General features: G+C 48.5%; 21 protein-coding genes and 1 tRNA gene. 16 read left to right on the forward strand and 6 right to left on the reverse strand.

Translation table 11 applies throughout. The features are described from left to right. The first annotated feature begins 23 nt into the window (after positions 1-23). From ACFQZT_RS17510 to ACFQZT_RS17525, 4 genes are all read left to right on the forward strand, one after another. Positions 24-1,304 carry a metallophosphoesterase family protein gene (locus ACFQZT_RS17510; RefSeq protein WP_379302100.1) on the forward strand — a complete coding sequence of 427 codons (1,281 nt, stop codon included), beginning with the start codon at positions 24-26 and terminating at the stop codon, positions 1,302-1,304. After that, positions 1,301-4,567, forward strand: coding sequence for an AAA family ATPase (locus ACFQZT_RS17515; RefSeq protein ID WP_379302102.1), 3,267 nt, complete (start codon positions 1,301-1,303; stop codon positions 4,565-4,567). Before ACFQZT_RS17510 ends, ACFQZT_RS17515 begins: the two co-directional genes overlap by 4 nt. Before the next feature lie 620 nt (positions 4,568-5,187). Further along, on the forward strand, positions 5,188-5,475 hold the full coding sequence (locus ACFQZT_RS17520) for a hypothetical protein (protein ID WP_379302104.1): 288 nt from the start codon (positions 5,188-5,190) through the stop codon (positions 5,473-5,475). Between the two features lie 32 nt (positions 5,476-5,507). Next, on the forward strand, positions 5,508-5,951 hold the full coding sequence (locus ACFQZT_RS17525) for a hypothetical protein (RefSeq protein WP_379302106.1): 444 nt from the start codon (positions 5,508-5,510) through the stop codon (positions 5,949-5,951). On the opposite strand, the gene ACFQZT_RS17530 is transcribed toward ACFQZT_RS17525, so the two are convergent. Then, positions 5,883-6,923: a YkvI family membrane protein gene (locus ACFQZT_RS17530; protein ID WP_379302108.1), complete on the reverse strand. Its 1,041-nt coding sequence runs from the start codon at positions 6,921-6,923 to the stop codon at positions 5,883-5,885. The genes ACFQZT_RS17525 and ACFQZT_RS17530 overlap by 69 nt on opposite strands. 139 nt (positions 6,924-7,062) lie before the next feature. On the opposite strand from ACFQZT_RS17530, the gene ACFQZT_RS17535 reads away from it, so the two are divergent. Further along, entirely contained in the window at positions 7,063-7,671 is a 609-nt protein-coding gene (locus ACFQZT_RS17535) for a DedA family protein (RefSeq protein WP_379302110.1), read from the forward strand. An 81-nt stretch (positions 7,672-7,752) separates the two neighbouring features. On the opposite strand, the gene ACFQZT_RS17540 is transcribed toward ACFQZT_RS17535, so the two are convergent. Next, entirely contained in the window at positions 7,753-8,463 is a 711-nt protein-coding gene (locus tag ACFQZT_RS17540) for a DUF4309 domain-containing protein (protein ID WP_379302112.1), read from the reverse strand. A gap of 312 nt (positions 8,464-8,775) precedes the next feature. On the opposite strand from ACFQZT_RS17540, the gene ACFQZT_RS17545 reads away from it, so the two are divergent. Together ACFQZT_RS17545 and ACFQZT_RS17550 are read left to right on the forward strand one after the other, a co-directional pair. After that, positions 8,776-9,345, forward strand: coding sequence for a xanthine phosphoribosyltransferase (locus tag ACFQZT_RS17545; protein WP_379302114.1), 570 nt, complete (start codon positions 8,776-8,778; stop codon positions 9,343-9,345). Positions 9,346-9,425: 80 nt separating this feature from the next. Next, complete coding sequence (locus ACFQZT_RS17550; RefSeq protein ID WP_379302116.1) at positions 9,426-9,752, forward strand: hypothetical protein; 327 nt, start codon at positions 9,426-9,428, stop codon at positions 9,750-9,752. Positions 9,753-9,920: 168 nt separating this feature from the next. On the opposite strand, the gene ACFQZT_RS17555 is transcribed toward ACFQZT_RS17550, so the two are convergent. After that, on the reverse strand, positions 9,921-10,238 hold the full coding sequence (locus ACFQZT_RS17555; protein ID WP_379302117.1) for a hypothetical protein: 318 nt from the start codon (positions 10,236-10,238) through the stop codon (positions 9,921-9,923). A 157-nt stretch (positions 10,239-10,395) separates the two neighbouring features. Here ACFQZT_RS17555 and ACFQZT_RS17560 point away from each other — a divergent pair, with 157 nt between their 5' ends. Together ACFQZT_RS17560 and ACFQZT_RS17565 are read left to right on the forward strand one after the other, a co-directional pair. Then, positions 10,396-10,653 carry a hypothetical protein gene (locus ACFQZT_RS17560; RefSeq protein WP_379302119.1) on the forward strand — a complete coding sequence of 86 codons (258 nt, stop codon included), beginning with the start codon at positions 10,396-10,398 and terminating at the stop codon, positions 10,651-10,653. Positions 10,654-10,690: 37 nt separating this feature from the next. Next, complete coding sequence (locus ACFQZT_RS17565) at positions 10,691-11,425, forward strand: adenosylcobinamide amidohydrolase (protein WP_379302121.1); 735 nt, start codon at positions 10,691-10,693, stop codon at positions 11,423-11,425. A 31-nt stretch (positions 11,426-11,456) separates the two neighbouring features. Here the strand turns inward: ACFQZT_RS17565 and ACFQZT_RS17570 are convergent, their stop codons facing one another. Next, on the reverse strand, positions 11,457-11,639 hold the full coding sequence (locus tag ACFQZT_RS17570) for a hypothetical protein (RefSeq protein ID WP_379302123.1): 183 nt from the start codon (positions 11,637-11,639) through the stop codon (positions 11,457-11,459). Positions 11,640-11,784: 145 nt separating this feature from the next. Here ACFQZT_RS17570 and ACFQZT_RS17575 point away from each other — a divergent pair. From ACFQZT_RS17575 to ACFQZT_RS17590, 4 genes are all read left to right on the forward strand, one after another. Next, positions 11,785-11,869, forward strand: a tRNA-Leu gene (locus tag ACFQZT_RS17575). A gap of 714 nt (positions 11,870-12,583) precedes the next feature. Further along, on the forward strand, positions 12,584-12,844 hold the full coding sequence (locus ACFQZT_RS17580) for a hypothetical protein (RefSeq protein ID WP_379302125.1): 261 nt from the start codon (positions 12,584-12,586) through the stop codon (positions 12,842-12,844). A gap of 41 nt (positions 12,845-12,885) precedes the next feature. Continuing rightward, positions 12,886-13,575, forward strand: coding sequence for a YidC/Oxa1 family membrane protein insertase (locus ACFQZT_RS17585; protein WP_379302126.1), 690 nt, complete (start codon positions 12,886-12,888; stop codon positions 13,573-13,575). A 177-nt stretch (positions 13,576-13,752) separates the two neighbouring features. After that, positions 13,753-14,406, forward strand: a complete 654-nt coding sequence (locus tag ACFQZT_RS17590; protein ID WP_379302128.1) for a Bax inhibitor-1/YccA family protein — start codon at positions 13,753-13,755, stop codon at positions 14,404-14,406. Here the strand turns inward: ACFQZT_RS17590 and ACFQZT_RS17595 are convergent. Then, positions 14,403-14,750: a hypothetical protein gene (locus tag ACFQZT_RS17595; protein ID WP_379302130.1), complete on the reverse strand. Its 348-nt coding sequence runs from the start codon at positions 14,748-14,750 to the stop codon at positions 14,403-14,405. The two genes, ACFQZT_RS17590 and ACFQZT_RS17595, sit on opposite strands and share 4 nt — an antisense overlap. Before the next feature lie 192 nt (positions 14,751-14,942). Between ACFQZT_RS17595 and ACFQZT_RS17600 the strand changes: the two genes are divergently transcribed. From ACFQZT_RS17600 to ACFQZT_RS17610, 3 genes are all read left to right on the forward strand, one after another. Further along, positions 14,943-15,224, forward strand: coding sequence for a hypothetical protein (locus ACFQZT_RS17600; protein WP_379302132.1), 282 nt, complete (start codon positions 14,943-14,945; stop codon positions 15,222-15,224). Positions 15,225-15,302: 78 nt separating this feature from the next. Then, entirely contained in the window at positions 15,303-15,494 is a 192-nt protein-coding gene (locus ACFQZT_RS17605; protein WP_379302134.1) for a YqzE family protein, read from the forward strand. Positions 15,495-15,613: 119 nt separating this feature from the next. Then, positions 15,614-16,264 (forward strand): SGNH/GDSL hydrolase family protein, encoded by a 651-nt coding sequence (locus ACFQZT_RS17610; protein ID WP_379302136.1) that lies wholly within the window; start codon positions 15,614-15,616, stop codon positions 16,262-16,264. 45 nt (positions 16,265-16,309) lie between these two features. Here the strand turns inward: ACFQZT_RS17610 and ACFQZT_RS17615 are convergent, their stop codons facing one another. Then, the gene (locus ACFQZT_RS17615) at positions 16,310-17,266 is read right to left on the reverse strand and encodes a hypothetical protein (RefSeq protein ID WP_379302138.1); all 957 of its coding nucleotides are present in this window, start codon (positions 17,264-17,266) and stop codon (positions 16,310-16,312) included. Between the last annotated feature and the right edge of the window lie 28 nt (positions 17,267-17,294).

Raw genomic sequence — 17,294 nt, forward strand, 5'->3', positions numbered from 1 at the left:
CAACATTAGGAGGCGTTATGGGGATGAAACGACTGCGGTTTGTGCATGCGGCCGACTTGCATGTGGACAGTCCGTTCAAAGGCATGTCGGCGCTTCCGGAACGGGTGCGCGAGCGGATCAGGGAATCAACCTTTGGTGCACTCAAGGAACTTGTGACGCTAGCTATAGATCAGCAAGCAGATTTCGTATTGATTAGCGGTGATGTGTACGATCTGACGGATCGATCCCTGCGCGCGCAAATTCGCTTCCAGAGAGCGATGGAGCAATTAGCCGCGCGGGATATTCCCGCTTATATCATACATGGCAATCACGACCCACAGGATGGACGCGCGGCGAAACTGGTTTGGCCGGCCGCCGTCCATTTTTTTGCGTGTGACCGGGTAGAGACACTCGATGTCGAAAAGCCGGAACACGGCGTAATCGCTCAAGTTCATGGCATTTCATATAAGACTGCGAGTGTAACGGATAATCTAGCTCTTCAATACAAAGCGGCAGACCGTTCAGTGTATCAGATTGGGCTGCTGCATTCGAATGTGGACGGCGACGCCGGCCATGATAACTACGCTCCCTGTTCGAAACAAGATTTGATCGCAGGCAGCATGAATTACTGGGCGCTAGGCCATATACATACGAGAAACATATTAAATGAACAGCAACCGACGATTGTGTACCCTGGAAATACGCAAGGCCGCAGCATACGCGAGACAGGACCGCGGGGCTGTTATGTGGTCGACGTGCAGGAGGATGGCCGGGCGGAACTAACGTTTCATGCGCTGGACCAGGTGCGCTGGTTTCATGAAAAGCTGTCTGTTGCAGGCTTGCAGACGGAGCAAGAATTGAAGGACAAGCTCGGTGAGCATATCGAGCGTATCCGGTCGGAAGCGGACGGACGGGATGCCGTCGTCCGCTTCGTCCTGGAAGGGCGCGGCGCGGTACACGCGCTCCTGCGCAAAGGGCGGGCGCTCGAAGAGTTGACCGCCGAGTTCAGGGAGGACGAAGCGGAGAGAAGCCGCTTCGTCTGGATTGAGTCGATCGAGGACCGCACGGGCGGAGAGATCGATCTTGAGGCGTTGCAGCAGGAGAAGAGCTTTCTCGGCGACCTGCTGCGGTATTCCAAGGCGCTGCGCGAAGACGACGCCGCGCTTGCTGCATTCGCAGGCGAGGCGCTGGCCGCGCTGCAAAGCTTGCCGCAGGCCGCAGGAGCGCCGGCTGCAGCCGATTCTGAGCGGCTGCGGCAGTGGCTGCGCGCCGCCGAAGAATGGGCCGCGGACCTGCTGGCCGCGGATGGGGGGTGGTCTGGATGAGAATCACATCCATCCATGTTGATGGCTTCGGCAGCTTGCGCGATGTGCAGCTCGACACGGATTCGCCGATTACGCTATTCTACGGCGCCAACGAAGCGGGCAAAAGTACGCTCATGGGCTTCGTCCGCGCGGTGCTCTTCGGCTTTCCGACCCGGCAGAACCGGGCGGAACGCTACGAGCCGCAGGGCGGCGGCGCCCATGGAGGCGCTTTGACCCTGCTCGATGAGCAGGGTCAGCGCATTCGCGTCGAGCGCTACGACGCGGCTGCCGCAGGCGGCAGACGAGCCTCCGCCGGGCTCGTCAAAGTCACCCTCGGTGATGGCACCACCGGGGGGGAGGAACTGCTGAACACGCTGCTGGGCGGCCTCTCGGCCGACCTCTTTCGCAGCTTGTTCGCTTTTGGTTTGACCGAGCTGCAGGATCTGCGCACCCTGCAGCAGGACGAGCTCAGCGGCTATCTGTATAGCGCTGGGCTCGGCGTGAGCGGCTCGGCCATCATGGAGGCCGAGCGTAAGCTGACGGCGCAGGCCGACGGCCTGTACAAGCCCCGCGGGCGCAATCAGGAGATCAACCGTCTCCTGAGGGAGCTTGAGGGGCTTGAGCAGTCGCTGCGCCGCAGCCGGGATCAGGCAGCCGACTACGATCGGCTGCAGGAGGAGCGCCGCTCCGCCGAGGCGCGCATTGCCGCACTGGAGCGGCAGCAGGAGGCGCTGCGGGCGGAGCTGCACAAGCTCGGCCTGGCCGGCAAGGCGCGAAGCGGATGGATCCGCTTGCGGCAGGTCGGCCAGGAGCTGGCGGCGCTTCCCGCGCTCGCGGGCTTCCCCGAGCATGCCTCGGTGAGGCTCGAAGCGCTGGAAGCGGAGCTGGATCGCGCGGAGGCTGAGCGCGCGCGCCTCGGGTTGAAGCAGCAGGGCTTGCTCAGCCAACTGCAAGCGCTCGATATTCAGCCAGATCTGCTGGAGCATCAGATCGAGCTGAATCACTTGCTGGAGCAAGCTTCCACCTACGATGATAATAAGCGCAGCGTAGTGGAGCTAGGCGTCGAAATCAACCATCTTCGAACGCAGCTGGACAAGCTGCTGGGGCAAATTGACGAACGCTGGGATGAACGAGAATTAGCTGCCTTCCCGGTATCCATTTCCTTGCGCGAACAAGTTCGTTCCTTCAAAGAAAGGCTTCAGTTCAGCCTTACAGAAGAACTCCGAATTCGGACGGAGCTGGAAAGTATTACGCAACAGCGAATTCGAACAGAGGAAGTTATTCAGTCCTTAGAGATGGATTTACATAGAAAAGGGATCAGGATAGATCCCTCAAGCACAAAATTGGATAATGACTGGAGTATTGCCCTTCAGCATCTGGCAAGAGACTATGCGCGTTGGCAGCTGCTTCATAGAGATGCTCTTCATCTTCGAGATCGGCTGGCGCAAGAAGAGCAGCACCGGCTTCTTCTGGAAGCAGCGGAAGCGCAAAGTAAAGCGGCTTCCCGTAATAATCAAAAGCGGTTACTAGCGCTGATCGCAATGCTAATGGTGATCGTTCCTGCGTGGTTGTTATGGAAAGACGGTTGGATAACAGCGGTGCCGGCATTGTTGTTTCTAGCGGGAGTTTCCCTGTATCTCTATATGGCAAATCGTCCGGCAAAAATGAAGCGGTATTCAAGAGCGATGTTTAGATCTGCAACAGATGTCAGTGCTGAAGGCTTGTCAACCGAGCAATTGCGGATTGATGAAGAATTACGCTTACTGGAGCAAAGTATACAGAAACAAGTCGAACGGCAGTTTGCTTTTCAGCAGCATGGGATAGCTTCTATGGAGGCCGCAGCCGCATATTCGTCCGGGGGATTGGAGAAACGGATTCAGACTGGTGCTATTTCCTTGCTGGACCTGCAGCCTCAGCTGGATGCATGGATGCGGGAAGCGGAGCTTTCTAAGCAGCAGCGAAGTGAGCTTGGACGACAACTGGATAAGCTTCAAGACGCTAAGGATGCGCTGCTTTTGCTGGTGCAGCAGGAAGAACAGCGAAGCGAAATGTTACAACGGTCTTCGTCCGCGCTCAACCACATCGAATCGGAATGGAGCGATTGGTTACTAGCGCTTGGATTAAATGTACGGTTATCGCCGGATGCCGCACTGGAAACGATTCAAAAGGTGGAACAAGGGCATGAGCTGCTTCGCCAGCTGCGCAAACTAGAGTCAAAACAAGAGGCGCTGCAGGCGAGCATGGAAGGATATGAACGTAGGATCGCAACGCTTTTAATGCTTGATCCGCAAACAAGGCATGAACCTCTTCTTGCGATCAAACGGTGGAAAGATCAGGAACAGCTACAGCTTCGCCTCATGCTCGAGCGAGAGCGATTGGAGCAGCTACTTATCGATGGCGAGCGGGACATGCAGTTGCTCCAGGAGAGCCGTCAACGCACCGTGGCAAGGTTGGTTCAGCTTCTAGCCGAAGCCCATGCGGGAGATCGCGCAGAGCTGCGTAAGAACGAGAGAGAGCAAGCGGAGCGATCGAGGTTCATCGAAGAAGAAAAGTCTATCCAGGCGGCTTTAGAAGCCTTAGCCGGAAGCAGTCTGCTGCCTGATGTGATAGAACTTATTGAGAGGCAGGGCGAAGAAGAATGGATGCTCAGCATGCAGGCTTTGGAAGACAAGTTATCGGAAACTGCCGAGTCCGCTAATCATCTTCGTCAAGAGGTTGGTAAGCTGACGGGAGCTCTTGAGAAGCTGGAGCAGGGCACCGAACATGCGGACCGCCTGCTGCAGGCAGAGGCTTACAGAGCATCGGTCCGCGGGCATGTCGATCAGTATGCGATAGCGTCATTTGCCTCTTTGCTTTTGAAAAAAGCACGCGATGTCTATGAGCGGGAGCGCCAACCAGGCGTACTGCAAAAAGCATCAGCGTATTTCGAACAGTTGACGGGCGGCAGATTTATTCAAATCAAAGCGCCGTTTGGCGAGCAGCGGCTTGTCGCTATCCGAGTCAACGGACAGTCGCTCGATACGAGCCAACTCAGCCGTGGAACCGCAGAACAGCTTTATTTGTCGATGCGGTTCGCCCTCGCCCAAGAGTATGCAGGGAAAGCGGTATTGCCGCTGGTTATGGACGATATTCTCGTTAATTTCGATGAGGAGCGGATGGAGAGTTGTTTGCGTGTCATTGCTGAGGTGAGCAGGCAGCACCAAGTCCTTTTGTTTACATGTCATGGACATGTACGGGACGCAGCCGCCAGACTCTTAGCGAACCATCGCTTGATTGAGCTTTAACTCAGTTATAAGCCTTGCTAGATAAGGCTTTTCCGTCACTGGAAAATGACTTACCTCCCCGGATAAATATCATCAATCTATTTGTCCGGAATGACCGCAAAAGCTCGAGTAGAGAAGAATGAAATGCCAAAACATTCGGTTATGCCCTGTATGTCTACTGTTCCCCCTTACCCGTCGTGGAAAGAACCAGGGTCGCTAATAGAGAACATTTTGACGCATTTGGTGGGTAAATGACCACCATTCAGGCTCCGAACGAACAAAATTCCATAATTAGCGAAGATTGTTCGTTGTTTATGGACTTTTGTTCTTTCGAGCCCCGAAATTGCTGTTTCTCCGAAATTTAGCGTCAAACTAGTTCACTATCAACGACCATTGTTCTTTGTCAGGTGGGTGACCCGAAGGGATACCCCCTCATTTCAGGAAGAGCGAGCCAAAAGGAGTATTTTTTATGAGACTTGCCACTCGACAAATCCATGGGTAAATCGTCATTCCGAATTGTGAAATTAGCAGGAGTGTTGATAACTGACTCTTAAGGCAGTGGATTCGTTACAAAAAGTAAGATTATTTTGAAAAACCGCGTTAACTCGCAATTAAGCACCTTTAAAACCGGAGGAATGATCATGGATTCAGGTAGCGAGAAAAAGAAAGATCATCGCGAAATTACCTATCAGGTCGGTTGGAAAAAAGGCAAAATCGAATGGAATGAAGGAGGACCTTCTTCGACCAATATTCGATCTGAGGGACATGAAGATTTGCCGATCGCAACATTCGATCAGCGGATTCGGCTACTCTGGCGGGCTGCACCATCCCTGCCTGGTAATCTAATTTTGCCTGTTTTATATGCACTCCCCGTTATCTGCTTTATATTATCAATCGTTCTCGTCTACAATTTGCGTCACGGTGCTTGATAGATTCTGCAGTGACAGAAAGGAGAGTTCTCATGAATATGTTCTTAGCCGTATTAGGCGGTTTGTTAGGCCTATTTGTTACGGGTGTAGCGTTGTATACGGCTTGGATGGTTCATCAGCTATGGAAGCAGCAAGCTGCAGCCCCTAATCCAGCAACTCAGGTAGAGATCGCAGCTGTCTATTTCTCGAGATGGACGCTGATGGATTATGCCGTCGTGGGTTTATTTCTGACCGGGCTTTTACTGCTGCTGACGGAATTACTGGCAGTTCTTCGGGATCGAACAGCTGCAGCTATGGAAAGCTTTCATTTTTCTTATTTGTTAACGGGGATCGTCTTGTCAGCGATGGGAATGGTGCTGCTTTTTGTTCGTCTGCTTATTGTACTTGGTTTTGTTCAATCCGGGACGCTACACCGCACGACTGCGGTTGCGCCAAATCATCAGGACGAGCCAAATCATACTGATCACGCCAAATAGCGGATACAGAGCGGACAGCAGTGCCTTGAAGCCGATCTGGCTGACGAAATAACTGAGGGCAAGAATGAGGACCAACAGCACTTTCGGATGAAGCTTGACCCGCTGCTGCAGTTGCAGAGATAAACCGTAAGCATCGGCTATGAATGTGGTAAAAATCTCGCCATAAATGACAAGCAAATAGGCGATCTGTGGGATGGAACCCAGCCGGGTAATGATATTGCCCATCGGAATTTCGAATTGCGCAATACCAGGCATTTGTGCGGATAACGCATAATGGGCGGATAGCAAGAGAAGGCCGATGCCGATGCCGCCAGCCAATCCTCCCCAATAGAGAACGGAACGATTCTTGATTGCTGCACCCATTGGAACAAGTACGGCCTGCGCCATGGCCAGGTTGAAGGCGGTATAAAGAAACGGAGCAAACCAGATTTTGCCGATCGAATGGTCGCTTGTGATTCGCAGCCAATTTCCTGATGCCGGTGAATGCCAGGTATAGATGACGATGACCAGGCTGAACATCAGCATGATGGGCACCACGATGGAGTTAACGGTCATGATCGCTCCAATCCCTCGGGACAGCACCAGGTAAGCCAGCATCAAAGTCACAAGCAATCCCGTTTGATATGAGAGATGCAGCTGTTCTTCAAAGACGGTTCCGCCTCCGGCCAGCATGACGGTCGTTATCCCGAATAGGACGACCATCGTAAACAAGCTGATCCAGTTGCCTATCCTTTTGCCGAACAGCACTTTATTTAAATCTTCATAAGATTCGGCTTTGAGATCGTGTGCCATCAGCATGAGCTTGATTCCAATCCAAATGAACAACACGCTGGAAAGGGCGATAGTTAATGTCGCCATCCAGCCGTAGCGTGTGAAAAACTGCAGGATCTCCTGACCGGAAGCAAATCCTGCTCCGACGATCGTACCGATATAAGTAAAAGCGACGCGGACGATCTGTGACCCTGTGCGCATATATTGCCCCTCTCTCCGTCGTTTGATATAGTACAAGGTATGTTCTAGTTGACATGCTCATGACAGGAAGTTGGGGCAAGCTCTTTTTTTGGTAAAATGAGCACATATGGGAGTACGTTGATTCGGGAGTGTGTCTTACGTGCAGGAAGCACTTTATGATTTCATTAATCATTATGGATATATTGCGTTGTACATTTTACTATCCGCCGGCATTGTTGGCGTGCCTGTCCCAGACGAGACCTTAATGGCGTTTGTCGGGTCGTTAACTGCGCCAGGAGGCCCCTTTACCTACTTGACGACATTGATGGTTATCTATGCGGGAACGATGACAGGAATGATCGTCAGTTATTTACTAGGCCACAGAGTAGGAAAACCGTTCTTATATCGATATGGCAAATGGTTTAAACTCACGCCAAGCCGAATTGAGAGAGCCGAGGGCTGGTTTAAGAAATACGGGCTTTGGACCGTGTTTTTTGGTTATTTTGTGCCTGGTGTGCGTCATTTTACTTGTTACTTATCAGGTGTCAGCGGGGTCAAATTTTATAAATATATGTTCTATGCGGGTACAGGTGCGCTGCTCTGGTGTACTACCTTTTTGACTCTTGGACATTTTATAGGGCGTAATTTGGACGGGTTATTCGAGCTCATACATAAGTATATAGGGATGAGTGCTGTGATTCTGGCTATCCTTGCTGCTATAGTCATCTTTGTCTATTTACGTTTTAGAAAGCGTAAAGCTGTTCATTAGATGCAAATAAAGACCATGAAATTCTCCGGACAATTGGAGAGATTCATGGTCTTCTATTTTGAGCTGGCCTATAACTTCGTATTAATGATCGGAAAAGAGTTTGATAGATTGAATCGTGCTCTCTTTTGGATCGATATCAATTTTGAGAATAGTGCCCTGCGCTTTATAGGAAAGCACATAGGTTGTATTCGTATCAGGTTTCCCCAGAATGGTGATCGCATCCTGAGCCTTTTGACCGAGTTTCAAGCCGCTCAGTCCCGGATCAATATCGACGGAATGGACGTCTACAAATTCTAGCGTATCTTGTTTATTAAATCCTACTGAAAAATCGGTATAATCATAGACATTAATAGCATCATCATTATCTTCATCCATGACGAATTGTTTCTTCGCTTTCCCGAAACGATTCAAAACATCATTCTTCGACGAACCCAGCTTCAAGCCCATTAGCGTCGGCTTCTCTTGCTGGTAGGCATCTTCTGCTTTAACTTTTGGCTTGGCCGTCGGTTTGGCGCTAGCCGCTGTTTGCGGAAGATCGGAGAAGTCCGATTTGGAACTTCCTGCGACTTGCGCTTCATGCTTAGCTGAATCCACCGGCGTTGCCGCAGGCGTTGGATTCGGTACCAAACCTGCCGGCGATAGTCTCGGATATACGGTAGGCTGCGCATAGGCAGGCGATTCGTTAGGAGGCTGCGCGGAAGGAACAGATGACTTTTGGCAGCCAGCTGCCAGAAGTGAAGCGAACGCAACTGGGATACAGCCAAGAACGATTAATTTAATTGATTTGTTCATCGTCATCTTCCTTTCTGCTGAATAACTTAATATTGAAAACGAAGGCATTACTAATCATAATGCTATCTGGTTGTCAATCTCAATGCTCAAATGTGAGCAAATATTGGCATTTTACATGAAAATCAACGGTTTTCATTTTCAAAACCGGGCTTTCATGGCGATAATAATCCTTTTGAAGTCTTTCATAATGTTAGACACGATAGCGCCCATAAAAGTTTCACGCCAAAAGACCCAAGACTGTAAATTGGGACTTGAAACCTACTTGATCAATATGGTAACTTACTCATAATACAAAGGCGTGGAGGTTATCAAATGGAATTATTGAAGCAGCGGATTTTAGAAGTGGGTGTCGTCGTATCGGACCAAGTGCTTAAGCTGGACGCCATTCTGAATCATCAGGTGGATCCGGTGCTTATTATGGAGATGGGCAAGGAATTTGCCAGATTGTTCGGAGAGAGCAGACCTGACAAGGTATTGACGGTAGAATCCTCGGGAATTCCGATTGCTTTCACAACTGCTTTACAGCTTGGCGTACCTATGGTGTTTGCCCGTCGTAAAAAGACGTTAACCATGGACCAGGACACATACAGCGAGCGAGTGCCTTCATTTACCAAGGGCATTGTAACGGATATTATGGTATCCTCACATTTATTGAAAAAAGGGGAGCGCATTCTGCTAATCGATGATTTTATCGCGAATGGCGATGCGGCTCGAGGCTTAATACGCATTATCGAGAAAGCAGAAGCAGAGCTGGTTGGCTGCGGTATCGCCGTCGAGAAGCTCTTCCAAGCGGGAGGCAAATCGATCCGCGAACGCGGCATTCGCGTGGAATCCTTGGCGCGAATTGCCTCGCTGGAGGGCGGGCAAATCACTTTTGACTGATTTTTCATCTGGCTTACGCCTTCCCTGAAAGCGATTTTTCCTTTATAATGATTACATGGTAAGAGAGGAGGCTGACATCTATGGGAATTGAAAATGGTTCTGCTGAATATTTTATGACAAAGCTGGGAGAAGCGAAAACTCACTTTGAACGTGCTCTTGACTGTAAGCATACAGAGTTTGATGACCTCTATCCCTATATGATTGAACACCCTCAATTTTTTTGGTACAAACGGTATGTCGCATGGTCGGAGCTGTTGACCATAGTGAAGCTTTGCACGGAGCTTTCAATGGAGTGGGAACAACAATTTTCCGCGGCTCAAGTGGAATATATTCAGAAGCGTGTGATGTCCAGCAAAGTTCTTGATTTTTGGTTTGAAACGAATGATTCCAAGGAGCATGTAAGCTAATTGCATTCCGATATTATAAAAAGGCCTGTGAATCCAGATGGACTCATGGCCTTTTTTTTGTTGTATAAGAAATTTTGCGAAGCATATTTCTGTGGATAAACGGGGGCTCCCCCAAAAGTAATTGGAATATGCTTCGAAGGTTAAGGATCACTTTTGGGGGACTTTTTATTAGATTCCATTTTCCAAGATGTGCATGCTTTCGATGTGCCGTTTCGTTTCCTCTGTGCCTAATTGATGCAGCATGCGATAAACCTCGGTCAAATAATAATCATATTCCTGATTGGATTCATTATTATAATAAACATTCCAGGGAAGAAATGAGCTTTCATAGCTGCTTTGAGAAGAGTTATCCGTTTCCTCGAATAATTCCTGTAGTTGATCGACCTCTTCTTCGCTAGCCAAAATTTCAAACTCGTAATTCAGATCTTCTTTATTTTCCAGCACTTCTCCTGTTCCTACCGTAATGTAATATTTTTTCTTCTCCACACAACGAGCCTCCCCGTGTTTCGGACTTTGCTTTATAAGGTAACCTCAAATGCGGCTTAATATGTAGATTTGAACTCTTAGTAAATTTGTGTATGCTAGAAGGATATCAGATTTTTTCCAAACTTGAATATTTCCATTTGTAGGAGGCAGAAGACCCATGATCACAGAGGATCAATTAGATACATATCGAATAGAAAACACACTGCTGCGGGTGATTCGTGACGTGAATCCAACTAACGACGTAAGAGGTTTCGTTGTCGCCTGGGATGATGAAAGTGTACTGATTCGCAAAAAAAACCGTAGAGTTGTTAAGCTCTCTCGAGGTTACGTTTACCAGCCCTACGGCGACGAAAGACCGCCTGAGTATATGCTTCCTCAAGAACCAGTAGAGCCTGATTCGGATGATGAAGAATGAGAATCGTGGAAGTCGATCACGATAAGGAGTGAATGGCTTGAGTGATGTACAAATTCAAGGTATTACGATGAAACACGTTGTTTCGGGACAAGGGGAATATGTACTCATTCAAAGCAAGTCGCCCCTTAGAACTTTAAATTCATCGCCTTGGGGCGGTGGTTTCGGCTTTCACACAGGTTTGTTGAACCGGCAAGTAGACAAGTCCTATAATGAAAATGATCCTATAACTGAAATGAGCAAGTTCATCATTCAAGAAGGACTGGATCCTTATGTAACGGCCGGCATGCTGACAGCCGCGAGGGTCCGAGACGTTGGAAGCAGCTCGCTAAGCTGGAAGTCGGACGGTGATGATAGCACTAATGACCGTTGTGAAGAACGGCTTCAAGTCACAGCCTGGGTCACTGTTGGGCTGGGAAATAAAGCAAGAGCTGGCGTTAGACTGCCCGCCTCGTCTCTATATCCGGGAACGATTAACAGTATCGTAGTCATTAACGGTTGTCTGACCGATGCCGCCATGGTCAATGCAGTGATCACGGCAACGGAAGCGAAGGTCGCTGCGCTTCAAGATTTGGATGTTCGAATGGATGGTTTGTCCGCTACGGGCACCACGACCGATGCCGTACTTATTGCAGCAACAGATCGCGGACGTCAATATCATTATGCCGGAACAGCTACGCAACTCGGTTATTTGATTGGAAGGACCGTGTATGAGGCTATCTGGATTCAGGGCGAAAATATGGAGAAAAGCCTTACTGACAATTCAAGACAGTAAAGCTCTCGAGATATAACCATGGGCGATAGGCTCAGGTTCTTCGGAAGAGGCCATATGCCAAGCCGGTTGCGAGGCTGCTATCTAGCCCTAAATCATTATCTGATTCATTTTGGTAATTGGGATCATGCACGATAGCTTCGGCCTCACCTTCCGTTAAATCCCGCTGATTGCCGGTATATTTCGGCTCTAATGCATCAATTTCTTTTTGATTCATGGGTGTATCCCTCCTTGTTGGATATAGCGTGTGGATATGGAACGATATCTATACGGAAGCTCGCAAAACTTCATTGACTTGCAACGGTATCCGTGATATATTAATTTTTGTCGCCGCTAAAATGAACTTGTTCATTAAGCTGCTTGCGGTCGTGGCGGAATTGGCAGACGCGCACGGTTCAGGTCCGTGTGGGCTAACCCCCCGTGGAGGTTCGAGTCCTCTCGACCGCATCTAAAAGAAGACCATGATGTTCTACTTTCGTAGACGTCATGGTCTTTTTTTTCGCATAAGAAAGTATAAATTTTCGGTTTCCGAAAAATGCTTCAGGGGAGGACATATGGCTCACCTTTCTAAGCGAGTTCAACCCTATGGGACGCTGATCGATGCGTTAACAATGTTTTCGAGGCTGTCGATTAACTGTTCATACCTTCGGAAATCTGCGGGAGACCACAAAATGTATGCGAAAAATCATACAAAATGAGCGGCGTACACATCGAATCAGTCGATTCTATTCGATTTTTCATACACAAAACGCGATTTGGGCCCTGGTTCTGTAAATGAATACGAAAAATCATATACATTCTCTGCATGTTTCCGTTCACGTCAAAACTATCCCCAATAAATCGACAGCCTCTTTTCCATCGTTACTGATTTGAACTGGGCAGATGCCATACTTTATGAAACCATTCGCTTGGATCATCGTAACAAGGAGTATGCTTGACAAAAGATAAGGCTGGTGGACACCATAGCAGTATTCAAAGAACAAACCGAGCCTACGAAACAGCAGCGAAAACGAGGCCTTGTTCTGAATTGGTTTCTGGATTTCGTTGGGGAAATCCTGGTTGAGTTCTTCTTTAGAGGCTTGATTCGATTATGTATGTTTGTGTTTCGAATTCTTACTCATTAGGTTTAAATGATCTTACAATGTAGGAGGTGGTAACTGGATGGAAGGTACGTTTGATTTGTCGATGATCGTTCTACTTCTTGGAATCAGCAGTCTGATTGTTGGATATTATGGGGCCTTTCTCCCAGTGCCGCTCCGATATACGGATGTCTATAAATCAGTTGTTCAATTCCCGGCTGCAAAGATCAGCCAAGCTGCTGCAAGCCATCGTTTGCTCCGGGTCCGAAGGAAAATACCCGCACTCAAAGCTTTACAACGAAAGAAGGACGAAGAAGCGGCTTCCTCACTCGATCATGAATAAGATTAAGCTTCATTCATGCATACGAGGAGGAATTGGAAATAATGGATACGATACTTCATCCCATCATTACAACTTTGTTCGCCGGCTTATCTGGACTTTATCATATGACTTCAGATTGGGGCTTCGCGATCATATTGCTGACTCTCCTGGTCAGAGTGTTATTATTCCCTTTTAATTTGCGGACTGCCAGGCAACAACTCAGACAATCTAGCATGCAGCCGGTGCTGGCGGAGCTAAAACAGAAATTCGCTCAAGACCAAGCGAGGCTTCTGCAAGAAACGAGCAAGGCTTACCAACAGTTCGGCGTCAAACCGCTGTCTTTAATCGCGGTTTCTCTCATACAGGCCCCCCTGTTTCTTAGTCTGTACCGCGTTTTCTCGACGCATGGAGCCGCGATGACGAGTCATCTTGTTCCTTGGATGTCCTCACTTGGAGCGGGTGATCCGTTCCACTTGGTGCCGCTCTTGTATGCGGTAGTTACATTCATCAGCATGATTGTGCCGCTCACTAGTGAAATCGCGGTAACGGGTTCATGGGTAAGTCGGATGACATTGCCTCTGATTATGGTCATGATCATGTCAGCCGTCATGTGGTCAGCTCCTGTAGCGATTGGACTTTACTGGATGACAAATTCGTTGTTCGCAATTGTTGAACGCGGATTCTACCGAACGCCAATTGGCCGAAGATGGGTCACTCACGGATTTTCATCAGAAAACGCTGCTAGCGCATAATCATTACAAAAAAGCTCACTGTGTCCTGAAAGGGTGCAGTGAACTTTTCGACTTAAGCTTGCAGGTCCTTTAACAATGCGTTCACGCTGAAAAAGCGTATCATCTGGCAGCTTACATGAAAGTTGGTTATAATACATAATATAGATTGTACTATTTTCAAAAGGGGATGAATTTTCCATGGAAAGAACGGTTACGGTTTCACATTCAGGCAGCTTTGCCCATGTGCTTCAAACGTTTGCGATTTCGCTTTTGGTTTCCTTTCTGGGAACATTGATCGGTGCTATTGTCGTTCCGCCATCGATGATCATGCTCTTCGTTGTAGCTGAAGTGGTCATGTTAGTGGCAGCCGTTGTAATCCGGATTCGGGGCAAAAACATTGGGTACGGATTCTTGTATGCATTTACAGCGATTTCTGGAGTGACCTTGTACCCGGTTATTATGAACTATGGTGGCTTGCTTGGGGCAAACGTCGTATCAGGAGCCTTCTTTGCGACGGCGGCTATTTTCGGCGGACTTGCCTTTTACGCGCATCGCTCCAAACGCGATTTTAGCTTTCTTGGCGGATTTTTGTTTGCTGCTACGATTGGGCTTGTTCTTATGAGCTTAATTTCGTTGTTCGTTCACTTCGGTTCTGTCATGAATCTGGTCTGGTCCATGATCGGTATTCTGATTTTCAGCGGATGGGTTCTCTATGATGTAGCTCAGTACCGCGACGGTGTCGCTTCCGAAGAAGTGCCGCTGGCAGCTTTGAACATCTATCTCGATTTCATCAATTTGTTCCTTTACATCCTTCGTTTCCTGGCGTCTATTGCAGGTATTAACAGAGACTAGGCGGACGGATTCGAACCGAGAAAAGAAGCCCCTTCACTCGATGCGTGCATCGATGTGGTGGTGCTTTTTTTTGCATTGTCCGGTACTTTCGTTCGTTCTTGTTCATCTACGAAACTATGTGCCGATTGATTCGTCGTTTCACATGTAGCATAGTAAGGCACGTCTCCTCGAAAGACTCGATTAATCTCCAGTAATGTTTGAATAAGCTCCATGAGATCAGCTTGGCCGAGCCGTACTGCTGGCATTGCATGCTTCTTGCTCCCACTTATTTGAACCTCAAACAGTCGATTGCTCTCATCCATCCGGATCTCGAGGAGCTCGGTTTTGAGCATCTGTTTCCACATTCTAGGTCAGCACCTCTTTCTATCTATTTGCTCTAGTATATGCGGGGAAAAAAAGAATAGAAGCCTGGTGGCTTCTATTCTTGCGGCCTGCAGTGATCACCGCATGGATTTTCGAAATCCGAAACAAGCACGATTTCCTCATTCCGTACATACAATTTAATGATCTTATCCAAGTAGAGAGGAGATGTCTCAGTGGCGGCATGCAGCACTTGGACGTACAGAGGAATAACGTCAACTGTTTTCAAAAGCTTGCAAAATGCAGGTAGAAGACAAGGGTTCACGATTCCTAACGCAGCTTCGGGGAAATTCACGATTACGGTGGCCGGGATGAGTGTCGGTTTTCAGTATGCATGGGATACAAACGGTCAAACTTTATTATTGCAATGCATCAATAAGCCAATGTTGCTCGGTTGCGGAACGATTAAATCGTTTGCTGATAAAATTGTGACCGAAAGCGGCGGCAAAGTCGCATAAATCAACTACTTCTGCCTGTCTATTCCGTTTAGGCATGATCCGATAAGGATAAAATAGGGAGGGAAGGCAGGTGGAAGTATGGCGAAAAGCGATGAACTGGTCAAGTACATAACCCAGCAAGTCATCACCTATATCGAAACGCCTAAAGATGTTCGTAAACAGACTAAAGCGAATATGAAGGAACAGAGGGAAAGCTGGCAAACGCGTTGGTTTGGCATGCTGCCTCTAGCGACTCGAATGCTCATTGAACAAGTAAAAATGAAAAAATGAACTGAACCTCCTAGTGGATGACCAGGAAAAGCATGGAAATTGTCATCTATCACAGGAGGTTTTTTGTCGTGTTCATCGAATACATGTTTAGTCATGTAAATGGGAGGGGAAGACGACAAATGAAGCTGCAAAAAAACGATAAGTTGGTCATGATTGGAGATTCCGTTACCGATTGTGAACGCGCAAGGCCGATCGGTGAAGGACTATTCGGAGCGCTAGGAAAAGGGTATGTATCCTTGGTGGATGGGCATCTGAACGCATCTTACCCGGAACTGCAAATCCGCACGGTTAACGTGGGTACCAGCGGAAATACGGTCCTGGATTTAAAAGAAAGATGGCAGACGGATGTATTGGATCTGAACCCCGACTGGTTGTCTGTCATGATTGGGATCAATGACGTCTGGAGACATTTTGACCACCCCAATAACCCGGAGATACACGTCGATATCGAAACGTATGAGCGTACACTTCGAGAGCTTGTCAAAAAAACAAAGCCCAATGTCAAAGGCATTGTGTTGATGACGCCTTTCTACATTGAGCCGAATCCACAAGATGCCATGCGTCATAAAATGGATCAATACGGTCAGGTCGTGCAACGCGTCGCTGAGGAAACAGGATCGTTGTTCGTGGATACGCAATCTGCTTTTGAGCCTGTGCTCAAAACGTATTATCCGGCGTACATCGCGTGGGATCGCGTACATCCTAACAACGTGGGTCATACCGTTTTGGCGAATGCATTTTTGCGGGCCATCGGTTTTGAGTGGAAGTAAAAGCAAAGCCTTAGACCTGGTTTAATCGTGGTCTAAGGCTTTTATTCATGGATAGACTTGACCTTGCTCAAGCGCTTCCTTGAGAAGGATGTAACGCGGTCCAACATGATCGACAGCAAGATAAGGTTCACCGTGATCCCATTGCTTATACCCGATAACAGCAAGCGGCAGTGTAACTTGGTTGTCATACAGTCTGGCCACATAAGTCAGTTTGCTTTTTTGCTTCAAGGCCACTTGAAGTTCGTTCAGACTTGATATGTGCAGCGGCTTGCCCTGAACCCAAGGAAGACGTTCGTAAGGATCAAAAGCAGGCAATGTAAGGCCGTTCACGCTGCCTTGTAATTTAGTTCCGCTTGCCTGTGTGTCAGCGAGCTTGGGCGCCGGATCGTGATCGAGCGGCAGCAGTTCGCCTGATTTTGCATCCAGATAGTAGGTCTGGCCTCCCATCGAAATTTTCCAGATGGCCGTTAGCGAATCCATATATAAACGTTCTTTGGTGATTGCATCATCTTTAATAAAATCGGTTAAAGAAATAGTAGCAGGGATAAGTTCCTGCTGTACCAAGGCGCGATACAGCGTTGTGAAGCTGAATAAAGGACTATCGCCGGTTCCGTATTCAGTCAATCGGAATGAGCCGTCTTCCGCAGCATGTACAATCATATAACCGACCTCATGTCCCGCCTCGCCCAGAATAATGACCCAGCCGTGCGTTCCCGGTCCTAGCGGATAACTGCTCCAAGAAGCCTGCTGCCAATTTCCAAAGCCTTGTTCACGGGATAAAGTAAGCTTCCACTTATTGATTGTATCTGCCAGGGGCAACTCGCTTCGCGAATTTACCGAAGGCTTGGTAACGGCAGCGACAGCGGCATTGGCGACGGATGGCACCTGCATGAGGCTTGTCCGATCTGCGTCATCAACGGCAGATGTATGATTCGGGATACTCAGAATTGCGCTGATACTGATCAGGCACGCTGCGGACCAAGTCGTCCATTTTTTCAACATCTTCATTCACCTACCTATCGTATAACCT

This window comes from Paenibacillus sp. GCM10027628, from assembly GCF_042676385.1.
Taxonomy (GTDB): domain Bacteria; phylum Bacillota; class Bacilli; order Paenibacillales; family NBRC-103111; genus Paenibacillus_E.